Here is an 18621-nt window from a genome sequence, read left to right on the forward strand (position 1 = left end):
ATACACAATGGCACTGATTACAACACCATTCGGACGACATTCCACCGCCGCCGAGGTCGTAGAGGGAATAGATCTTTCCGGCAAGCGGGCGATCGTTACGGGAGCCGCATCGGGCATCGGCGTAGAAACGGCACGGGCACTGGCTCAAACTGGAGCGATCGTCACACTAGCTGTGCGTAATACCGATGCTGGAGCGCAAGTTGCGGCTGACATTATGGCTACTACTGGGAACCGGAATATTCATGTTGCTTTGCTTGATTTAAGCGATCGCAACTCAATTGCCAAGTTCATTGCTGCCTGGCGTGAGCCTCTGCACATCCTCGTTAATAATGCAGGGGTAATGGCACTGCCCGAACAGCGCACACCCGAAGGCTGGGAGATGCAATTTGCCACTAACTATCTCGGACCCTTTGCCCTAGCAATCGGACTACACGACGCTCTCGCAGCAGAGGGTGCCGCCCGTATCGTGTTGGTTAGTTCTAGCGCGCACCTGATGTCGCCCATTGTGTTCGATGATATTCACTTCATGTTCCGTCCTTACGATCCGTGGTTGGCGTATGGACAGTCCAAAACTGCAAGCATCCTCTTTGCTGTGGGTGCTACTGCACGCTGGTTCAAGGATGGCATTACCGCTAATGCCCTGATGCCCGGGGCGATCGCAACCAACCTCCAGCGTCATACGGGCGGTCTTAGAACCCCACCTGAGCGGCAGAAGACAATAGCGCAGGGTGCGGCAACTTCCGTTCTGTTGGCAACCTCTGGGCTACTAAAGGGCGTTGGCGGACGCTATTTCGAGGACTGCAATGAAGCCACTCTCGTCACCAACGGGAACGGCTATATGAGCGGAGTTGCCCCCTACGCCCTGAACCCAGACAATGCCGATCGGCTCTGGAATGAATCGTTGCGCCTGCTCGCTTGACCTGGCAGTAACAGTGAGCTTCACGCTGTTGATGAACGAATTGCCGGTCGTAAGCCTGCCAGCCTTTCGTCCATCATGCCAACAATCACCACGGGAAATACAAACGCACCCACTATCATGATTGCTGAGAAGGCAGCAGATTTAATTAAAGCGGAGCGTACCTCGCAAAGTCTTCCCAACAAGCTTAATGTTAAAAATTTGTCACACTTGTCTATCTAAAAACGGCATGAACGCCTGCCTTATCTGAACCGCAAACTTGAGCATTCGTAACACAATTCATTCATTAGAAGCATCTATTCCATGACAAAATCATTCTGGCTTCTTGGTTCTCGCCTCACTATCCTCGCCGATCGCACCACGACTGACGGTAAATACGACCTGATTGAGGGCTATTTCACTCCTGGTACGCAGACTCCACCCCATCGCCATACACGCTATTCCGAACAACTTTATGTGCTGGAAGGAGAGTTTACTGTCTGGGCAGGTGAAAACAAGGTTGTGCTAGGCGTTGGTGAAAGCTTCTTCATTCCGCCTAACACCATCCATGTAGTCGCCGCACTTAGCGATAAACCAGCTCGCGGGTTGGTTGTTGCTGCGCCTAGTGCTTTTGCTCAACTAATAGAAGCAACAGGGACGCTAAACGAGAATGAGGAAACTGACTTGGCATTATTCATGCGCGTCTCTAGCGAAATTGGCGATGAAACTCTGGGTGCGCCCGGAGATATCCCTTAGAGATTAAGCTGATTATTCTTCCTCCTGACTCCACTCTCCATTAGTAACTGACCGCTTTAAACCCAACAATCAAAGGATTAGCATAATGAGAAAACTAGAAGGAAAAATCGCCCTTGTCACGGGTGGTAACAGTGGCATCGGTCTTGCCACTGCCAAACAGTTTGTTGCTGAAGGTGCCTATGTCTACATCACGGGTCGTCGCCAAGTCGAACTGGATGCTGCTGTGGAAGCCATTGGTAAAAATGTTACGGCTGTGCAGAGTGATGTTTCTAATCTGGCAGACCTGGATCGTCTGTTTGCCACCATTAAGCTTGAGCTTGGACACCTCGATATCATCTTCGCTAATGCTGGAGGTGGACAAATTGCCCCACTTGGAGCAATCACTGAGGAACACTTTGACAAAACATTCAACATAAATGTCAAAGGTTTGCTGTTCACTGTACAAAAGGCACTGCCACTGTTGCCAGAGGGCGCTTCTATTATCCTGAATGCTTCGATTACTTCTATAAAAGGTACGCCAGCTTTCAGTGTTTACAGCGCCACCAAAGCCGCCGTGAGATCATTTGCTCGGAATTGGATACTCGACCTCAGAGAACGCAAGATCCGAGTGAATGCCATTAGCCCTGGTGTGGTTCCGACTCCTGGTTACGATCATTTGGGACTGAATGACCAGCAGTTGCAAGAATTCGTGGACAGCCAAGCCAGCACCATCCCACTGGGACGAGTCGGTACACCCGATGAGATTGCCAAAGCCGTTGTCTTTCTCGCTTCAGATGACAGCAGCTTTGTGAATGGCATTGAGTTGTTTGTTGATGGCGGTATGGCACAGATTTGAAGTCCAAAAGGAGTTAAAGCTGGCGGGACTACTTTCAGGAGCAGATCCATCGTCAGGATGTGAGATAGATCGACCTGTCGTAAAACGCCATCATGTCACTTTTATCACTTATAAGGAGTAATCCCATGACGACATATCGCACAGTTTCGATCGATGGTTTAGACATCTTCTATCGTGAAGCTGGTTCTCGTAATAATCCGACGATTTTGTTATTGCACGGCTTTCCAACTTCCTCTCACATGTTCCGCAATCTCATACCAGCACTTGCTGATAAATTCCATCTCGTTGCTCCTGATTATCCTGGCTACGGCAACAGTTCGATGCCAACTGTAAATGAATTTGATTACACCTTTGATCGCTTGGCTGAGATTGTGGAAAAATTCATTGCTGCGATCGCTCTCAAAAAGTACAGTCTTTATGTGATGGATTATGGCGCACCGATAGGCTATCGGATTGCCGCTAAATATCCAGAGCGCGTGCAATCTCTGATTGTTCAAAATGGCAATGCTTACGAAGAAGGTCTGCGCGAATTTTGGGAACCAATTAAGGCATACTGGCAAGAGCGATCGCCTGAGAATGCTGAAAAGCTCAAATATCTTGTCACCCTGGAAGCGACGAAGTGGCAATATACCAACGGTGTTCGCAATCTAGAAGCGATCGGCCCCGATACCTGGACTATCGATCAACATTTCCTCGATCGCCCTGGCAACGGTGAGATTCAACTGGCACTGCTGTATAGCTATGGTACGAATCCACCATTATATCCGCAATGGCAAGAGTATTTTCGCCAGTATCAACCCCCTACCCTGATTGTTTGGGGCAAGAACGACTACATCTTTCCTGCTGACGGTGCTTATCCCTACCAGCGTGACTTGAAAGACGTTGAGTTCCATCTACTCGATACCGGACATTTTGCCCTGGAAGAAGATGGGGATGCGATCGCAAACTATATCGATCAATTTCTCACATCACGACTGCAATCCGTTCTCACCTGATCGGTGGAAATGATGGATTATCCCAGCATGGCTCATGCTCAGGTATAAACCTTTGAATAAACAAGATCAACTATTTCTGATTCTGTTGAACGGTTTAAATTCAAAAAAGTAAACACATGATCGCTTATCGCACAGTATCGATCGATGGTTTAGATATCTTTTATCGTGAAGCTGGTTCTCGTAATAATCCAACGATTCTGTTATTGCACGGCTTTCCAACCTCGTCCCAGATGTTCCGCAATCTAATCCCGGCGTTGGCGGATCAATTCCATCTGATTGCACCTGATTATCCGGGTTTTGGCTATAGTTCTATGCCAACGGTGGATGAGTTTGATTACACCTTCGATCGCCTTGCCGAAGTGATGGCAGGCTTTGTCGCTGCGATCGGATTGAAACGCTATAGCCTTTATTTAATGGATTATGGCGCTCCAATTGGCTATCGATTAGCAAGACAGTATCCAGAGCAGATTGAGACGCTGATTGTGCAAAATGGCAATGCTTACGAGGAAGGACTCGGTGATTTCTGGAAGCCCATGCGCGCTTTTTGGCAGAATAAGACACCCGAAAATGCCGATCGCGTGCGACAAGCTCTGGCAAGCAAGGGCACGAAATGGTATTACATCACTGGAGCCAGGAATCTAGAAAACCTTAGTCCTGATACCTGGACTCTGGATCAAGCACTCCTCGATCGCCCTGGCAATATAGATATTCAATTGGCATTAAAATACGACTACCAGTCCAATGTGCGGTTATATCCACAATGGCAAGCTTACTTGCGCCAATATCAACCACCGACGCTAATTGTATGGGGCAAAAATGACCAGGGCTTTTTAGTCGAGGGAGCTTATGCCTACAAACGCGACTTAAAAAACCTGGAGTTTCATTTGTTTGATACGGGGCACTTTGCTCTGGAAGAAGATGGGGACGCGATCGCAGACCATATTCGTCGCTTTCTGACCACTCACGTTGTAGATAATACCAAGCTAACCCCTAGTAATAAATAGTTTTGGCTGAGAAATGATGTCGGTAAAAAGTGATTGTGATTTTACAATTACTGCTTATCAAGCAGCAGTGTTAAATCAATTAACTTAACATTTCAACAGATTGTTTACAATTTGGCGATCGGCGTTTTCTGACTGTACCAACAATGAAGTGGATGTATGACATGTACATCGCTGACCCAGAAAAGCGCAAAGACATCTATGCTTCTCCCCTACAGGCGACGGTTGAGCAACTCAAAGGCTTGCCTCCGGGGTTAATTGTGGTTGCAGAAAGCGATATTTTGCATGACGAAGGCACAGCCTACGGACGCAAGCTCGATGAAGCTGGGGTCGAGGTGACAACTGTGCAGTACAACGGCATGATTCATGACTTCGGACTACTGAATGGTTTAGCCGATCTGCCACAAACCCGTTCTCTGTTTGTTCAAGCTGCTGCCCAATTGAAGAAATATCTGCAATAGGATGCAGAGAGGGAGACGCGGAGATGGGAAGACGCGGTGACGCAAAGAGCTAAAAAAAGGAGGCACTGTATGAGACGGATCGCTTTATTGCTGGTTGTAGTTGTAATGGTGGCTGGCATGGTTGTCTGCATGGTTCCCCCCTCTCGACACGCTGATGGAGCGGCCGCCCCAATCTTCGGAGGCAAAATCCCCCCCGGATACCGCGACTGGACGTTGATCTCTGTAGCCCGCGAAAAAGGCGACCTCAACGATATACGCGCCAAATTGGGCAACGATGTAGCGATCGAGGCATACCGGGAAGGGAAGCTTCCGTTCCCGGACGGCACAATCATTGCCCGGCTCGCCTGGAGTTACGTCCCATCGGAGGAAAACAACAGAGCCTTTGGCCGCCTCCAATCTTACGTAGCTGGGCCACCCAAGGAGGGGGTTCAGTTTATGGTCAAGGACTCAATAAAATACGCCTCGACCGGCGGCTGGGGGTTCGCTCAATTTAACGACGGCAAACCCGCCGACGTAGCGGTACACAGCTGCTTTTCTTGCCATGTGAGCGTCAAAGCTCGCGACTTTGCCTTTACGCATTACGCGCCTTGAATGCCGAAGGTGCGTTAGCCAACATCGTGAGTTTCAGCAAGTTTTGTGACACCGAGATGTCAGGCAGCACATCTGAAGCTAACCTCCTGCCAGTCCCGCTACGCACGAATGCACGGTAGTCCATCGGCTTGAAGAAACATGAATGTCCGAAGAAGTCAACGATCAAACTAAAGAGATTAACAAATGTCTGAAAGAATCAACTATCATCGCCGTCGCTTTTGGGCACTGCGTTCCGCCCGATCGCCTCATCCACCAATTCAATGAACAAATCCCATGCTCAAAGCAATTAAACACAACCGCCGCCGCTTTTTGGGAACGGCGGCAGCAAGCATTTTCACAGAAATGGCACTCATGAGTACCGCACACGCAAGCTTCGACAAGCCCAAACGTTCTGAATTTAGGTTTACTCCCATCAAGCAGATAAAAGCGGGTGTCCTCGACATCGGTTACTACGAAGCAGGACCGAGCGATGGATCTCCGGTGTTGCTACTGCATGGGTTCCCGTATTCCATCGATAGCTACATTGACGTTGCACCAATGCTTGCTGCACGCGGATGTCGGGTGATTGTTCCCTACCTGCGAGGACATGGATCAACCCGTTTTCTTGACAGTGCCACACCACGCTCCGGGCAGCAAGCCGCCATCGGTGTCGATGCGATCGCCTTGATGGATGCATTGCAGCTGAACCGTGCTGTGCTTGCTGGCTATGACTGGGGTGGACGATCCGCTTGCGTTGTTGCGGCTCTCTGGCCTGAACGATGCACAGGTCTGGTGTCCGTCAATAGCTACCTAATCCAGGATATTGCCAAGGCAGGGCTGCCACTTTCACCCGCGATCGAATCTGGTATCTGGTACCAATACTATTTCCAGACCGAGCGCGGACGCGCCGGACTGACGGCTAACAGACGTGAGATTGCGAGGATTCTCTGGACTCGGAATTCGCCGAACTGGCACTTTGACGAGGCAACGCTCGATCGGCACGCCAGCGCCTTCGACAACCCCGATTATGTGGAGGTCGTCATTCATTCCTACCGCCATCGCCTTGGACTTGCTGCCGGCTATCCCATGTATGAGGAACTTGAGCAGCGACTCGCCGCGCAACCGACCATTACGGTGCCGACCATCACGCTGGACGGGGACGCAGATGGTGTCGTGCCAGCAACCGATGGGAAATCGACGGCAGCGAAGTTTAGCGGCGAACGTCAGCATCGGGTCATTCCAAACGTCGGTCATAACCTGCCCCAGGAAGATCCTAAAGCATTCGCAACTGCGGTCTGGGAACTTGCATCAAAGAAACGTTAATGGCTTCTCTGGAGCAATGACTCTGCGCCGTTTCACCTTTAAATGGATCGTAATATAAACTACTCTCAGGTACTTACGCTATGAACACCCACACACCGAGCGTTGATGAATTTCGCGGTGAGGAAGTCGCTCCTGGTAAAGATAAGCAGAGCGATGAAGCACTCGTTGCTTACGTGGGAGAAGTTTGCAATACGGTGTATCATCCAGTCGGCACCTGCAAAATGGGTATCGATCCAATGGCAGTTGTAGACCCACAACTGCGGGTATATGGGGTTGAGGGGTTGCGTATCGTGGATGCATCCATCATGCCAACAATCACTACCGGAAATACGAATGCGCCCACTATTACGATCGGCGAAAAAGCCGCAGGTGGTATTTCACAGCCAACATCTTTAGCGATTGCGCGGAGCGCAGCGCCAAAGGCGATCGCAAACTAACACAGAACTGTACAACTTATCTAGCAGAAATGTAACAATTTGAATTTTTTGAACAGGAAAATTACAATGACTAGTAAAAAATCTGTTCCCCACGCAGTCATTCATACGCTGAAGAAACAGCTTTGGGTGCAGAACTAGTATGCAAATTATACCGTTTCACAGAAGTCAAGTATTCTATCTTACAACGGGGAGGCGATCGCAAATACCACTGGATACTGGGTTGTCGTCTTGACGATCATCCTGGATTGTCCGACCTCAATCTTTGAGAATTGGATGGCACTTGCACTTAACGCAGCACTGATAAACTTTGGATAATCGCCAATACCGTCTAATTAGTTTTTCAATACTCTTGAACACAATGAAAATACTACTAAAAATATCCGCATTATTCCTTGCTCTGCCAATTAGTGTATTAACTAATTGTTCCTTAAAAGCTTCTGCTGACTCTACTGCTGGCATCGTCTTGAGTACGAAATGCCAGGGTGGTTACAACATCAATATTTGGCGGAATTATACTTCCGGCGAACTGCTCTATCGCGCGACCAATCCCAACGGTAATTTAAGTTTGGGTAAAGGAACTAGCAAAGCGACAGAAGGTGTTCGAGTGTATAAATTTCGGAATGGAATTTATGAATATTGGGTGTGGGATGGCACATTGGATAACCCACAGTCTGGAACTTTAGAGGTATATAAAAATAACCGTATCTTGATGCGGCAAAATTGTAGAAAAAGTTGACTTACAAAATTCAGGAGTCAAGAACCAGAATTCTTTTGAATTCTGACCGAAAAAGCGGTGCTTGTCTGTGAGACGCTTTGCGAACGCAGGGTTAGCAAGCTACGCGTCTTGATTCTGACTCCTGAATTCTGACTCCTGAATTCTAACTTCAACAAACTCAAAGGATATGGAAGTGGACACTCAACACAATGATCAACCACTGGCTAGCACAATTACTTGTATCGGTGATGGACATGATGGTATTTGGAATATCGTCGACCAACTAGCCCCTGATGTACAACGCCGAGAAGTGCTTGATTGGTTCCATTTGATAGAAAACCTCCATAAAGTTGGGGGTTCACAAAAACGCTTGAAACTCTTCCCATGCTCTACTATGGAAATTTCCCCATGATGGAACTGGGCTTTGGGTAATCCAGGCAGAGAATCTTGAACAGGCTCAAGCTGTTGTAAACAGCAGTCCTCGTGTGCGAGATGGTATGCTGGCGGACTCTGCTAGAGTTGTGGAGAGTTAATTAGCGATCGCATCAGTCGGGTGTATTCCGATTCGCTGGAGGAGACAGTCAAAAGTCTGTTGCAGTCGTTGGGGAAGGTGAATCGTCCTTATCTAGCACAGCAGTAAGATAAGCTGTTGACGCTTCTGGAGTCTGAATACGAGATAAGATAACCCCTGAACAATTTTGGCAATTTGGCATCTAATGTCTTTGGGTTGCAGTTTCAATGGAGATATCATCACAACGGGACATTCAAGAAGTTGTACGAGGGATAGGGCAAAACTTTCCGCTTCTGGTGTCCCGTGCTACGCCAGTTGTAAGCGTGAGTGTTCTAGAATGGCTCTACATAATTGATACAGCGCTCAACGGAGTTCAGTTAAGGCTCTACAATTGGTTAGAAATGAACAAAACTAAATAGGATTTCAGAATATGAAAAATGTAGATAGCTGGATTGCTGTATAGTTTGAGGTATGCCAGATTATACTCCCAAGAGTTGTTCTATGATTGCTCTACCTGGTATTGCCATTCAAAACAAGATATATGAAAGTTCTAATTCTCTAGTGTATCGGGGCATCAGAGACGATGGAGTAGGGATAATTGTAAAAATGCTAAAGCTTGATTATCCCTCTCCCCAAGAACTAACTCGCTACAGACAGGAATATAAAATTACCCGTTCCCTCAATTTGGAGGGAGTGGTGAAGGCATACAGTCAGCAAGACTATCAACGCACTCTGGTGATTATCTTAGAAGATTTTGGGGGAGAGTCCCTAGAGCAATGGATGCACAAGCGCCCAGATATCTTCTGCCCCATGCCTTTATCCCAATTTTTAAGTCTTGCGATCGCCCTCACTGATATTCTAGGCAGAATCCATGCAGCCAATATCATTCATAAAGATATCAATCCTGGAAACATTGTTCTCAATCTGGATACTGGTGTTGTCAAAATTATTGACTTTGGAATTGCCACCCAATTTAACCGCACGAATCCAACTTTCAAAAACCCTCATGTATTAGAAGGGACACTCCCGTACCTTTCTCCAGAGCAAACAGGACGAATGAACCGTTTGCTCGATTACCGCACCGATTTCTATTCACTAGGTGTAACGTTTTACGAACTGCTCACCGGACAACTACCATTTCCCACTACAGACGTGCTGGAGTTAGTCCATTGTCATATTGCCAAACATCCTATTCCGCCTCATGAAATAAATACAACGATTCCTAAGCCAGTTTCAGATATCATTCTCAAACTGATGGCGAAAAATGCTGAAAATCGCTATCAAAGTGCCTGGGGCATCAAAGCGGATTTAGAAATCTGTGCTGAACAATTAAAAGAAATCGGTCAAATCTCTAGCATTCAACTGGCGCTTCAAGACGTTTCGGATCGCTTTCAAATTCCCCAAAAACTGTATGGACGGGACAAGGAAGTTGCAATGTTACTGGCGGCATTTGTTCGCATAGCGCGTCCAGAGTCAAATCGCATTGCTGCTTTACCAAACAATTCGGAAACAACTTCGCAAAGCGAACAAAAAGGCAAACCAAAATTCCAAGTCGAAATGATGTTGGTATCTGGCTATGCTGGCATTGGTAAATCTGCGTTAGTGCAAGAAATCTATAAACCAATTACCCAAAAGCGCGGCTATTTTATCTCTGGTAAATTCGATCAATTTCAGCGCAATATTCCCTACAGTGCGATCGCAGATGCTCTGCAAAAATTGGTACGGCAATTGCTCAGTGAACCAGACGAGCAAGTGCAACAATGGCGATCGCGCCTGCTAACGGCGTTGGGAAGCAACGGACAAATCATCATTGATATCATCCCAGAAGTTGAATTAATTATCGGCAAGCAGTCGCCTGTACCAGAAGTGGGAGCAACTGAAGCTCAAAATCGCTTTCATCGAATCTTTGGGCAGTTCGTGCGGGTGTTTTGTTCAGAATCACATCCCCTGGCGATATTCTTAGATGATTTGCAATGGATAGACTCAGCAACGCTGAATTTAATTGAGTTGATGCTGCTGGATGAGCAAGCCCAATCATTATTTTTAATTGGAGCTTATCGAGATAACGAAGTAAATCCAACACATCCATTAGCATTAATGCTAGAGAAACTGCGAAAACAAGGGGCAGTGCTTCAGGAAATTATCTTAGCACCCTTAACGCTTGAGCCGTTGAATCAGTTGATTGTCGAGACACTACATCGGAATGCAGACATCGTTCGTCCCTTAGCTGAGTTAGTTTTGCGTAAAACTGAGGGCAATCCGTTCTTTGTCAGTGAATTTTTGAGAATGCTGTATAGCGAAAATTTATTGACATTTGACCCCCCTCAATCCCCCCTTAGTAAGGGGGGAAGTAAAGGGGGGTGGCAATGGAACATAACTGATATTCAAGCCCAGAATATTACCGATAATGTGGTGGAGTTGATGCTTCACAAGTTGAAGAAACTGCCAGAAAATACACAGCAAATTCTCCGGTTAGCTGCTTGCGTCGGTGCTGAATTTAATTTAAATACTCTATCGATTGTTTGCGATCAACCACCTGAAACGATTTTTCAAGATTTACTAACAGCCATACAAGTTGGATTAATTCAACCACTATCTGAATTAGATGAAAACTTGTTAATTCAAGAGTATAAGTTCTTGCACGATCGCGTGCAGCAAGCCTCATACACCTTAATCGATGAGTCGCAAAAACAAATTGTTCATTTACAAATTGGTCGCAATCTCCTCGAAAAAACTTTGCCAGAGAGACTATCAGACCGACTGTTTGAAATTGTCGATCATCTTAATCATGGAATTGAGCTTGTTGCAGATCAACTAGAACGCAATGAAATTGCTAGATTAAATTTAATCGCAGGACAGAAAGCAAAAGCTGCGATCGCCTATAGCGTGGCTCAAAACTATTTAGCCAGAGGTAGAGTATGGCTGGCAGACTCCAGTTGGCAAACTAACTATAAATTGACCTTAGAGTTATATACAGAAACAACACAAGTCGCGTATTTGTGTGGCGAGTTTGAGCAGGTAGAATCCTGGGCAGTGGTTGTTCTGCAAGCAGCCAAAACGGTTCTCGACATCGTGAAAGTTTACGAAGTCAAAATTCAAACTGACATCGCGCAGAACCAGCCATTAAAAGCAATCAACACTGGATTGCAAGTTTTGCAGCAATTGGGAATCAGTTTTCCTGAAACGCCAACTCAGTCAGACATTCAGCTTGAGCTAGACGCGATCGCATCACTCATTGGTGAGAAGCCAATCGAGGACTTGCTCCATTTGCCGGAAATGACCGAACCGGACAAGTTGGCGGCGATGCGAATCTTATCAAGCATCACGATCGCTGCCTATGTTGCGGCTCCTGATTTGATGCCTCTGCTTGTGTCTAAACAAGTAAACTTATCAATTCAATCTGGTAATGCTGTTGTATCTCCCTTTGCCTATGCTTTTTACGGATTAATTCTTTGTGGAACGAGTGGGAACATTGAGATTGGGTACGAGTTTGGACAACTTGCGCTAAATCTATTGTCACACCTTAATGTTCATTCTCTCAGAGCTAGAACATTACTCATTGTGAATAACTTTATTATTCATTGGAAAGAGCATATTAGAAACACAATCCAGCCCTTGCTAGAAGCCTACCAAAGAGGTTTAGAAGTTGGAGATTTAGAGTTTGCTGCTTATTGTGCTCATTGTTATTGCTTCCAATCCTACGCAGTTGGAAAGAAACTCGTAGAAGTTGAGCGCAAGATGACGAAATACAGTGAAGCAATTCGTCAAATCAAACAGAAAACGGCGCTAACCTGGAACCAAATATATCAGCAGACGATCGCAAATTTGATGGGCTTTTCGGTCAACCCAACTCGTCTAGTTGGCGAATTATACAATGAAGAAAATGGATTGCCACAACATGAAGTAACAAATGATGGAACGGCAACCTTTGATGTCTATTTCTATAAACTTTTCCTGTGCTACCTATTTTCTGAGTATGCTCAGGCAGTTAAAAACTCAACCATAGCAGAACGTTATTTAATCCGAATAACAGGCACACCTGTTGGCCCTTTTTACTATCTATATGATGCGCTGGCAAGACTCGCCATATACTCTGAAAGCAGCGCTCAAGTGCAGGAGGAAATCCTCAAAAAAGTTACGGTTAGTCAGGAGAAAATGAAGCAATGGTCAAAGTATGCGCCAATGAATTGTTTGCATAAATATCATTTGGTGCAAGCAGAGACGGCACGAGTTTTGAGCCAGTGGTTTGAAGCAGAGGAATTTTATGAACAAGCAATTCAAGGAGCCAGGGAAAATGAATATATCCAGGAAGAGGCGTTAGCTTATGAGTTAGCTGCTAAACATTATCTGGTGCGAGGTCGGCAAAAGATCGCCCAAACCTATATGAAAGAAGCTCACTACTGTTATGAACGGTGGGGAGCAACTGCGAAAGTCAAAGATTTAGAAACTCGCTATCCGCAGTTCTTTCCTCATTTATCCAGCGTGGCTTCCACACCAATCCGCACTACTGCTGGAACCACCTTTAATACCTCACACATCGCTTTTGATTTAACGGCAGTGATGAAGGCAATTCAGGCGATTTCGAGCGAAATTGAACTAGATAATTTGCTCCGTTCCTTGATGAAGATATTAATCGAAAATGCTGGCGCACAAACAGGTTCTCTGATTTTAGAAAACTCAGGAAAATGGGTGATTGAAGCGTCTAGTGAACTTAATGAGGGTGAGAATGTCTATGCTACACAAGTGCTGCAATCTATCCCAACTGCAAATAATCTACCTGAATCAATTATTAATTATGTTATTCGTACTCATGAATCTGTCATCTTAAATGATGCTGCTCGTGAAGGTAATTTTATTAATGAGCCATATATTCAACAGAATCAAACTCAATCAATTTTATGTTTACCTCTGCTCAATCAAGGTAAGCTAGTGGGCGTGTTGTATCTAGAAAATAAATTAGCGGCTGGAGCATTTACACCAGAGCGAGTCTCCGTTCGCGCAAGCGTGCCGGAGGCATTAGGAGGCGCTACGCGATCGCAAGTTCTGAATCTACTTTCTACTCAAGCAGCGATCGCGATCGAAAATGCCAAACTCTACTCAAAGCTCCGCGCTAGCGAAAGTCAGATGGCTCAATTTCTAGAAGCGGTTCCAGTGGGAATTGGGGTCTTGGATGCGACTGGTCGCCCTTACTATGTCAATCAGCAGGGAATTGAGCTGATGGGTAAAGGCGTTGATCCTACCGTGACATCAGATCATCTTGCAGAGGTTTATCAAGTTTACCTGGCTGGAACGGATCAAAACTGTTCCCCTGAGAAGATGCCAATTGTCCAAGCGTTAAAAGGCGAACGTACAAGAACGGATGATTTAGAGATTCACCAAGGCGAGACTATTATTCCCATTGAGGCATGGGGAACGCCAGTCTTTGATGAACATGGGAACGTGGCTTACGCAATTGTAGCCTTTCAAGACATCACAGAGCGTAAACAAACCGAACATCTCTTAGCCAATTACAATCGTACCCTGGAGCAACAAGTAGCCCAACGAACGGCAGCTTTACAGCAAAGTGAAGCAGAATTGCGCGGTCGAGAACAAGAATTACGGCTGATCACCGACGCTCTACCGGCTCTGATCGGTTATGTGGATGCCAATCGATGCTATCAATTTATCAACCGTACCCATGAGGTTTGGTTTAGCCGTAACCGTGATGAGATTCTGGGCAAATCTGTTCATGAACTTTTAGGTGAGACGGTTTATCAACGGTTTGAGCCGTCTATTAATCAGGTGTTTGCAGGGCAAACTGTAACCCTGGAAGCAGAAATTCCTTCTTCGCTTGGTAGACACTGCATCAGTGCGACCTTGATCCCCGATTTTGATCGCAATGCTCAAGTGAGAGGCTTCTACAGTCTCATGACAGATATTAGCGAACGCAAACAAGCAGAAGAAGTGTTGCGTCAGTCCGAGGCTCAATTTCGGGAACAGGCAATCCTCTCCGATTTTCGTGCCGATGTGGATAGTGCCTTGGCTCAAAGTACTAGTTTGCCCTTGATACTGCATCGCTGTGCCCAAGCCGTTGTTAAGCACTTTAATGCGGCATTTGCTCGGATTTGGACGCTAAATAAAGACAATAATGTTTTGGAGTTACAAGCCAGTGCGGGGATGTATACCCGTCTTGACGGTGAATACAGTCGAGTTCCTCTAGGTAGCCTCAAAGTTGGACGAATTGCTCAGGAATGCTGCCCTCTGTTGACTAACAATGTGTTTGATGAACCATCCATTGATAAAGAATGGGCAAAACGAGAAGGCATGGTGGCATTTGCGGGCTATCCGATACTGCTGGATGAGCAGCTTGTTGGAGTTATAGGGATGTTTACTCGACATCCCATTCCGTCGTCTAACTTTGAGGCGTTGGAGTTTTCAGCCCGCGAGATTGCATTAGGAATTAGACGCAAACAGGCAGAAGAAGCGTTGCAAGCCTCCGAAGCAGAACTTCGGGCGCTCTTTTGTGCAATGCCCGATCCGCTCTTGGTAGTAAATGCAGAAGGGCGGATTTTGAGAGCAACCCTGATCGAGTCAGAGAAATTATCTAACCCGATTGACGAACAGGTGGGTCGAACATTTTCCGAAATTTTTGAGCGATCGCAAGCCGATACATTTCTTGGCTGTATTCGGCAAGCATTAAGCACTCAGCAGCCTCTAACGGTTGAGTTTAGCTTGATCGTGGGAGGGTGGAAAACCTGGTTTGCAACTCGCATCTCGCCCATCTCACAACATTCTGTCATTTGGCTAACAAGAGATATCACCGATCGCAAACGAGCCGAAGAAGCCTCCATTCTAGAAGAGCGCAATCACATGGCACGGGAAATTCACGACACTTTAGCCCAAGCGTTTACAGGTATTATCATTCATGCTCGCTCTGCTTCCAATAAGGTAATGGCAGACCCAGAAAAAGCGCAAACTCTCCTCACTCAGATCCTCGATTTAGCCCGTTCTGGGCTTGCGGAGGCACGTCGTTCAGTAGAGGCACTACACCGCCCATACCTTTTAGAGAGCAGTAACTTACAGGATGCCTTACGCCGTCTTGCTGCTGAATTAGACTCCTCGATCGCAACCCAAATCGTCTACGAAGTCATGGGTAGACCCTATCCCCTATCCTCCGATCTGGAAAATAATCTGTTTCGGATTGGGCAGGAAGCTTTGACAAATGCAATCAAACATGCTAACGCACGTGAAATCCACATTGAACTGATCTATGAACCGACCCAATGCAGCTTGCGAATTAAAGACGATGGGCAGGGATTTAATGTAGAAAACCAGGCGATGCAGAATGGCTTTGGTCTACTGGGGATGGCAGAACGGGCTGAACGCATTAGAGCTGAATTAAAGATTCAAAGTGACTTAGAGCAAGGGACAGAGATCGCGGTATCTATTAATCGGGGGTTAAGTCAGCATGAATCAGCCTAGTAGCATTCGCGTTCTGGTTGTGGACGATCATCCTGTTGTTCGCCAGGGTTTGATCGGAATGTTAGAGGAGGCTCCAGATATTGTCATTGTTGGTCAGGGGCGAAATGGGCATGAGGCGATCGCAGTTTTTCAGCAACAGCAACCTGATGTGACTTTGATGGATTTACGGATGCCCGATATGGGGGGTGTTCAGGCGATTACGCTTATTTGCAATGAGTTTCCCAATGCCCGAATTATTGTGCTGACCACGTATGACACCGATGAAGAGATTTATCGAGGATTGCGAGCCGGGGCAAAGGGGTATTTACTGAAGGACTCTGAGCCAGAGGAACTATTGACAGCAATTCGGACAGTGACCAGGGGACAACAGTATATTCCCCTCAACGTGGCTGCCAAGCTAGTCCAACGGATGACTGCTCCAGAACTGAGCGATCGTGAGTTAGAAGTTCTCCAGTTAGTCGGACAGGGCATGAGCAACCAGGAAATTAGCACTGCTCTCAATATTAGTGAAAGTACAGTGAAGACTCATATCAACCGAATTTTAAGCAAGCTAAATGTCAAAGATCGCACCCAGGCAGCCATTATTGCGTTGAAACGCGGAATTGCTAGCTTGTGAACTACCTACACCGACCTTAAGGTACAGTGTAGGCTTCCCAACTCATTGGGAATTGCCTCAGAGGATGTTTGAAAAGTTTTTCGAGGTTAAAAATTATGCTAATCGTCTCACCATAATACGTATCATGGCAAGATAAATAAAAGTCTCCGATGTCTCGGGTAATAACTCGCGCGTCTCGAACTAATCGGCGACATCCCGTCAGGCAACCAAAAGTTCGCTCTACACGAACCGACGTTCAGCGGCCGGTTAGCCGCAGCAAGTCATGCCACCTGATAGAACTCCTGCGCCTGTCGGAGGGCGCGCCCGACCGAGAAGTCGGCGAAGTCGCAGTCACATCGGGCGATGTACTCCAACGCATCCTGTGCCGGGTCACTGCCGTGGGCGCGGAGGAACTCCTTGGTCTGCTTCAAACCCGCTCCACATAGGAACTGGACATCAATCCCGCAGTGTGTATCGAAGTTGCAGGACTTCGCCTCCCAAACCAACAGGGAGTCTTCGACCACACCCAGCGAGAAAAGCTGGGCGCACAGGAGGCGCATCAGGAACTGGTCGCCGACCTCATTGGCCTCAAGTCGGATTTGCTCACGCAGTGCCGCGACAATCGCCGGGCGGTCGGCGTGCTTCGCCGGGAGCCCAAAGCGCCTCAGCGCCTCGTTGACACCTTTCCAACCGTCATCCATCACGCTGCCTAACTATTTATTATGCGGAAACTTTCTATATAACATTCATATTCGGGTATTATAGGGAATTTTTCCGTATAACTACCTTAAGAGGGTGTTTAAAAAATTATGTAGGGTGCAAAAAAGCTCTCTAGGTATAAGCTGTGAATGGATAATAAACAGCACTGAGAGAGCAACATGAGTAAAGCATATCCCAGTAACCTGACTCGCGATCAATATGAATTTCTCAGTGAGATGATTCCAGAAGCAAAACCTGGTGGTCGAAAGCGTGAAGTTGATATGTGGGAAGTTCTAAACGCAATTTTCTATATCTTGGTAGAAGGAGCGAGATGGCGAGGGTAACAGGCGTGACTTTCCTGCTTAAGGACTGTCTTCAACTCACACGCAATTCATCTCATCACTTACCGCAAAGCGGAAGTGAGAGCCTTCTCGCTGTTTAAGGTAAAAACAAAGATGGTACTTCTGCCTGGGTTAACCATCATATTTTAGTCTGTGAAGCAATCAAACCTGAGTTTGATTCGTTCTACTCCCTCAAATTGACTCATCCTCAATCATTTTGTTGATTAAAATACAGACCCTAAATTGACGACAAGCCTAAGCAAGTCTCATACATTAAACTCATACCAAATGATTATAGGCTTGAAGGGAAGAAATTTCAGAGTGCAGACGATGAATCTCTTTTCCTCAAAGATTTAAAATGAGAGTTTAAAATGAGCGATGTTATTCCTGACGACACACCTGGCGACCCTTGCGGTAACTGCGAAGCAGAGCGCAATCAATTAGTTGTAATTCCTTCTGAGCAAGACCATCGACAAGGATCATTGAATGCTCGCGTTGTGCTTGTTGAGTATGGGGATTATCAGTGTCCCCAATGTAGTGAACTTTATACCTCAATTCAGGCAATTCAACGCCAGCTTGAGGCGACCTTATTCGGGAGAGATTCTCTATGCTTTGTATTCCGACATTTTCCCCAACCTCAAATCCATCCTCAAGCTCAAAAGGCAGCAGCAGCAACAGAAGCAGCAGCAACACAAGGGCAGTTTTGGCAGATGCACGAGATGCTATTGAAGCATCAGCAAGAGCTAGAAGATGGGTATTTAGCAGAATACGCTGACAATTTAGGGCTTGATGTAACTCAGTTTATTCGAGACATTGCCCAAAAAGTGCATGTCGATCGCATCAATCAAGACATTGCCAGCGGAATCGATAGTGGGGTAGTTAGCACTCCAGCTTTATTTATCAATGGTGTGCGTTATAGAGACGCTTTAGAGCTTGAGCCACTACTTGTTGCGATCGTTGGAGCTTCTCATGGCTAGTATTTTCTGTCAAAAAATGGACTAACGTGCGCGAACTGCCCTAAATGAG

General features: G+C 46.5%; 16 protein-coding genes and 4 pseudogenes. 18 read left to right on the top strand and 2 right to left on the bottom strand.

Features of this window, described 5'->3' with window-relative positions; genetic code table 11:
• Window positions 1-7: 7 nt before the first annotated feature.
• The 16 genes and pseudogenes from V7L01_RS06270 (at window position 8) to V7L01_RS06345 (ending at window position 16576) form a co-directional block, all read left to right on the top strand.
• The gene (locus V7L01_RS06270) at window positions 8-919 is read left to right on the top strand and encodes an SDR family NAD(P)-dependent oxidoreductase (protein WP_335032899.1); all 912 of its coding nucleotides are present in this window, start codon (window positions 8-10) and stop codon (window positions 917-919) included.
• 300 nt (window positions 920-1219) lie between these two features.
• Window positions 1220-1651, top strand: a complete 432-nt coding sequence (locus V7L01_RS06275) for a cupin domain-containing protein (protein WP_335032901.1) — start codon at window positions 1220-1222, stop codon at window positions 1649-1651.
• 85 nt (window positions 1652-1736) lie between these two features.
• Window positions 1737-2486, top strand: coding sequence for an SDR family oxidoreductase (locus V7L01_RS06280; protein ID WP_335032903.1), 750 nt, complete (start codon window positions 1737-1739; stop codon window positions 2484-2486).
• A gap of 125 nt (window positions 2487-2611) precedes the next feature.
• Window positions 2612-3481 carry an alpha/beta fold hydrolase gene (locus V7L01_RS06285; protein WP_335032905.1) on the top strand — a complete coding sequence of 290 codons (870 nt, stop codon included), beginning with the start codon at window positions 2612-2614 and terminating at the stop codon, window positions 3479-3481.
• 116 nt (window positions 3482-3597) lie between these two features.
• Window positions 3598-4485 carry an alpha/beta fold hydrolase gene (locus V7L01_RS06290; protein WP_335032907.1) on the top strand — a complete coding sequence of 296 codons (888 nt, stop codon included), beginning with the start codon at window positions 3598-3600 and terminating at the stop codon, window positions 4483-4485.
• A gap of 89 nt (window positions 4486-4574) precedes the next feature.
• Entirely contained in the window at window positions 4575-4943 is a 369-nt protein-coding gene (locus V7L01_RS06295) for an alpha/beta hydrolase fold domain-containing protein (protein ID WP_335033185.1), read from the top strand.
• A 69-nt stretch (window positions 4944-5012) separates the two neighbouring features.
• Complete coding sequence (locus tag V7L01_RS06300; protein WP_335032908.1) at window positions 5013-5534, top strand: cytochrome P460 family protein; 522 nt, start codon at window positions 5013-5015, stop codon at window positions 5532-5534.
• A gap of 142 nt (window positions 5535-5676) precedes the next feature.
• Complete coding sequence (locus V7L01_RS06305; protein WP_335032910.1) at window positions 5677-5889, top strand: hypothetical protein; 213 nt, start codon at window positions 5677-5679, stop codon at window positions 5887-5889.
• Window positions 5808-6836: an alpha/beta fold hydrolase gene (locus V7L01_RS06310; RefSeq protein ID WP_335032912.1), complete on the top strand. Its 1029-nt coding sequence runs from the start codon at window positions 5808-5810 to the stop codon at window positions 6834-6836. The genes V7L01_RS06305 and V7L01_RS06310 overlap by 82 nt, the downstream gene beginning before the upstream one ends.
• Before the next feature lie 98 nt (window positions 6837-6934).
• Window positions 6935-7273, top strand: a pseudogene (locus tag V7L01_RS06315) (GMC oxidoreductase); the annotation flags it as partial.
• A gap of 122 nt (window positions 7274-7395) precedes the next feature.
• The gene (locus V7L01_RS06320) at window positions 7396-7539 is read left to right on the top strand and encodes a hypothetical protein (protein WP_335032914.1); all 144 of its coding nucleotides are present in this window, start codon (window positions 7396-7398) and stop codon (window positions 7537-7539) included.
• 92 nt (window positions 7540-7631) lie between these two features.
• Entirely contained in the window at window positions 7632-8009 is a 378-nt protein-coding gene (locus V7L01_RS06325; RefSeq protein WP_335032915.1) for a hypothetical protein, read from the top strand.
• Between the two features lie 187 nt (window positions 8010-8196).
• Window positions 8197-8364: pseudogene (locus V7L01_RS06330) on the top strand (ISKra4 family transposase); the annotation flags it as partial.
• Window positions 8365-8726: 362 nt separating this feature from the next.
• On the top strand, window positions 8727-8918 hold the full coding sequence (locus tag V7L01_RS06335) for a hypothetical protein (RefSeq protein ID WP_335032917.1): 192 nt from the start codon (window positions 8727-8729) through the stop codon (window positions 8916-8918).
• An 82-nt stretch (window positions 8919-9000) separates the two neighbouring features.
• Entirely contained in the window at window positions 9001-15960 is a 6960-nt protein-coding gene (locus V7L01_RS06340) for a PAS domain-containing protein (protein ID WP_335032919.1), read from the top strand.
• A complete protein-coding gene (locus V7L01_RS06345; RefSeq protein WP_335032921.1) occupies window positions 15947-16576 on the top strand; it encodes a response regulator transcription factor in 630 nt (209 codons plus the stop codon). The genes V7L01_RS06340 and V7L01_RS06345 overlap by 14 nt, the downstream gene beginning before the upstream one ends.
• A gap of 93 nt (window positions 16577-16669) precedes the next feature.
• Here V7L01_RS06345 and V7L01_RS35360 read toward each other — a convergent pair.
• Both V7L01_RS35360 and V7L01_RS06350 read right to left on the bottom strand, forming a co-directional pair.
• A pseudogene (locus tag V7L01_RS35360) lies at window positions 16670-16799 on the bottom strand (IS5/IS1182 family transposase); the annotation flags it as partial.
• 37 nt (window positions 16800-16836) lie between these two features.
• Window positions 16837-17256: a hypothetical protein gene (locus V7L01_RS06350; protein ID WP_335032923.1), complete on the bottom strand. Its 420-nt coding sequence runs from the start codon at window positions 17254-17256 to the stop codon at window positions 16837-16839.
• Window positions 17257-17433: 177 nt separating this feature from the next.
• Here V7L01_RS06350 and V7L01_RS06355 point away from each other — a divergent pair.
• Both V7L01_RS06355 and V7L01_RS06360 read left to right on the top strand, forming a co-directional pair.
• A pseudogene (locus tag V7L01_RS06355) lies at window positions 17434-17592 on the top strand (transposase); the annotation flags it as partial.
• Between the two features lie 374 nt (window positions 17593-17966).
• Window positions 17967-18572 carry a DsbA family protein gene (locus V7L01_RS06360; RefSeq protein ID WP_335032925.1) on the top strand — a complete coding sequence of 202 codons (606 nt, stop codon included), beginning with the start codon at window positions 17967-17969 and terminating at the stop codon, window positions 18570-18572.
• Window positions 18573-18621: the final 49 nt, after the last annotated feature.

The sequence above is a fragment of the Nostoc sp. genome (genome assembly GCF_036917095.1).
GTDB lineage: Bacteria > Cyanobacteriota > Cyanobacteriia > Cyanobacteriales > Nostocaceae > Nostoc.

Bases quoted from the DNA above. Each gene is read 5' to 3' on its own strand.
- V7L01_RS06270 (WP_335032899.1), top strand. From the start codon at position 8: ATGGCACTGATTACAACACCATTCGGACGACATTCCACCGCCGCCGAG.
- V7L01_RS06345 (WP_335032921.1), top strand. From the start codon at position 15,947: ATGAATCAGCCTAGTAGCATTCGCGTTCTGGTTGTGGACGATCATCCT.
- V7L01_RS06305 (WP_335032910.1), top strand. From the start codon at position 5,677: ATGTCCGAAGAAGTCAACGATCAAACTAAAGAGATTAACAAATGTCTG.
- V7L01_RS06335 (WP_335032917.1), top strand. From the start codon at position 8,727: ATGGAGATATCATCACAACGGGACATTCAAGAAGTTGTACGAGGGATA.
- V7L01_RS06275 (WP_335032901.1), top strand. From the start codon at position 1,220: ATGACAAAATCATTCTGGCTTCTTGGTTCTCGCCTCACTATCCTCGCC.
- V7L01_RS06340 (WP_335032919.1), top strand. From the start codon at position 9,001: ATGATTGCTCTACCTGGTATTGCCATTCAAAACAAGATATATGAAAGT.
- V7L01_RS06360 (WP_335032925.1), top strand. From the start codon at position 17,967: ATGAGCGATGTTATTCCTGACGACACACCTGGCGACCCTTGCGGTAAC.
- V7L01_RS06280 (WP_335032903.1), top strand. From the start codon at position 1,737: ATGAGAAAACTAGAAGGAAAAATCGCCCTTGTCACGGGTGGTAACAGT.
- V7L01_RS06290 (WP_335032907.1), top strand. From the start codon at position 3,598: ATGATCGCTTATCGCACAGTATCGATCGATGGTTTAGATATCTTTTAT.
- V7L01_RS06285 (WP_335032905.1), top strand. From the start codon at position 2,612: ATGACGACATATCGCACAGTTTCGATCGATGGTTTAGACATCTTCTAT.
- V7L01_RS06350 (WP_335032923.1), bottom strand. From the start codon at position 17,256: ATGGATGACGGTTGGAAAGGTGTCAACGAGGCGCTGAGGCGCTTTGGG.
- V7L01_RS06310 (WP_335032912.1), top strand. From the start codon at position 5,808: ATGCTCAAAGCAATTAAACACAACCGCCGCCGCTTTTTGGGAACGGCG.
- V7L01_RS06300 (WP_335032908.1), top strand. From the start codon at position 5,013: ATGAGACGGATCGCTTTATTGCTGGTTGTAGTTGTAATGGTGGCTGGC.
- V7L01_RS06325 (WP_335032915.1), top strand. From the start codon at position 7,632: ATGAAAATACTACTAAAAATATCCGCATTATTCCTTGCTCTGCCAATT.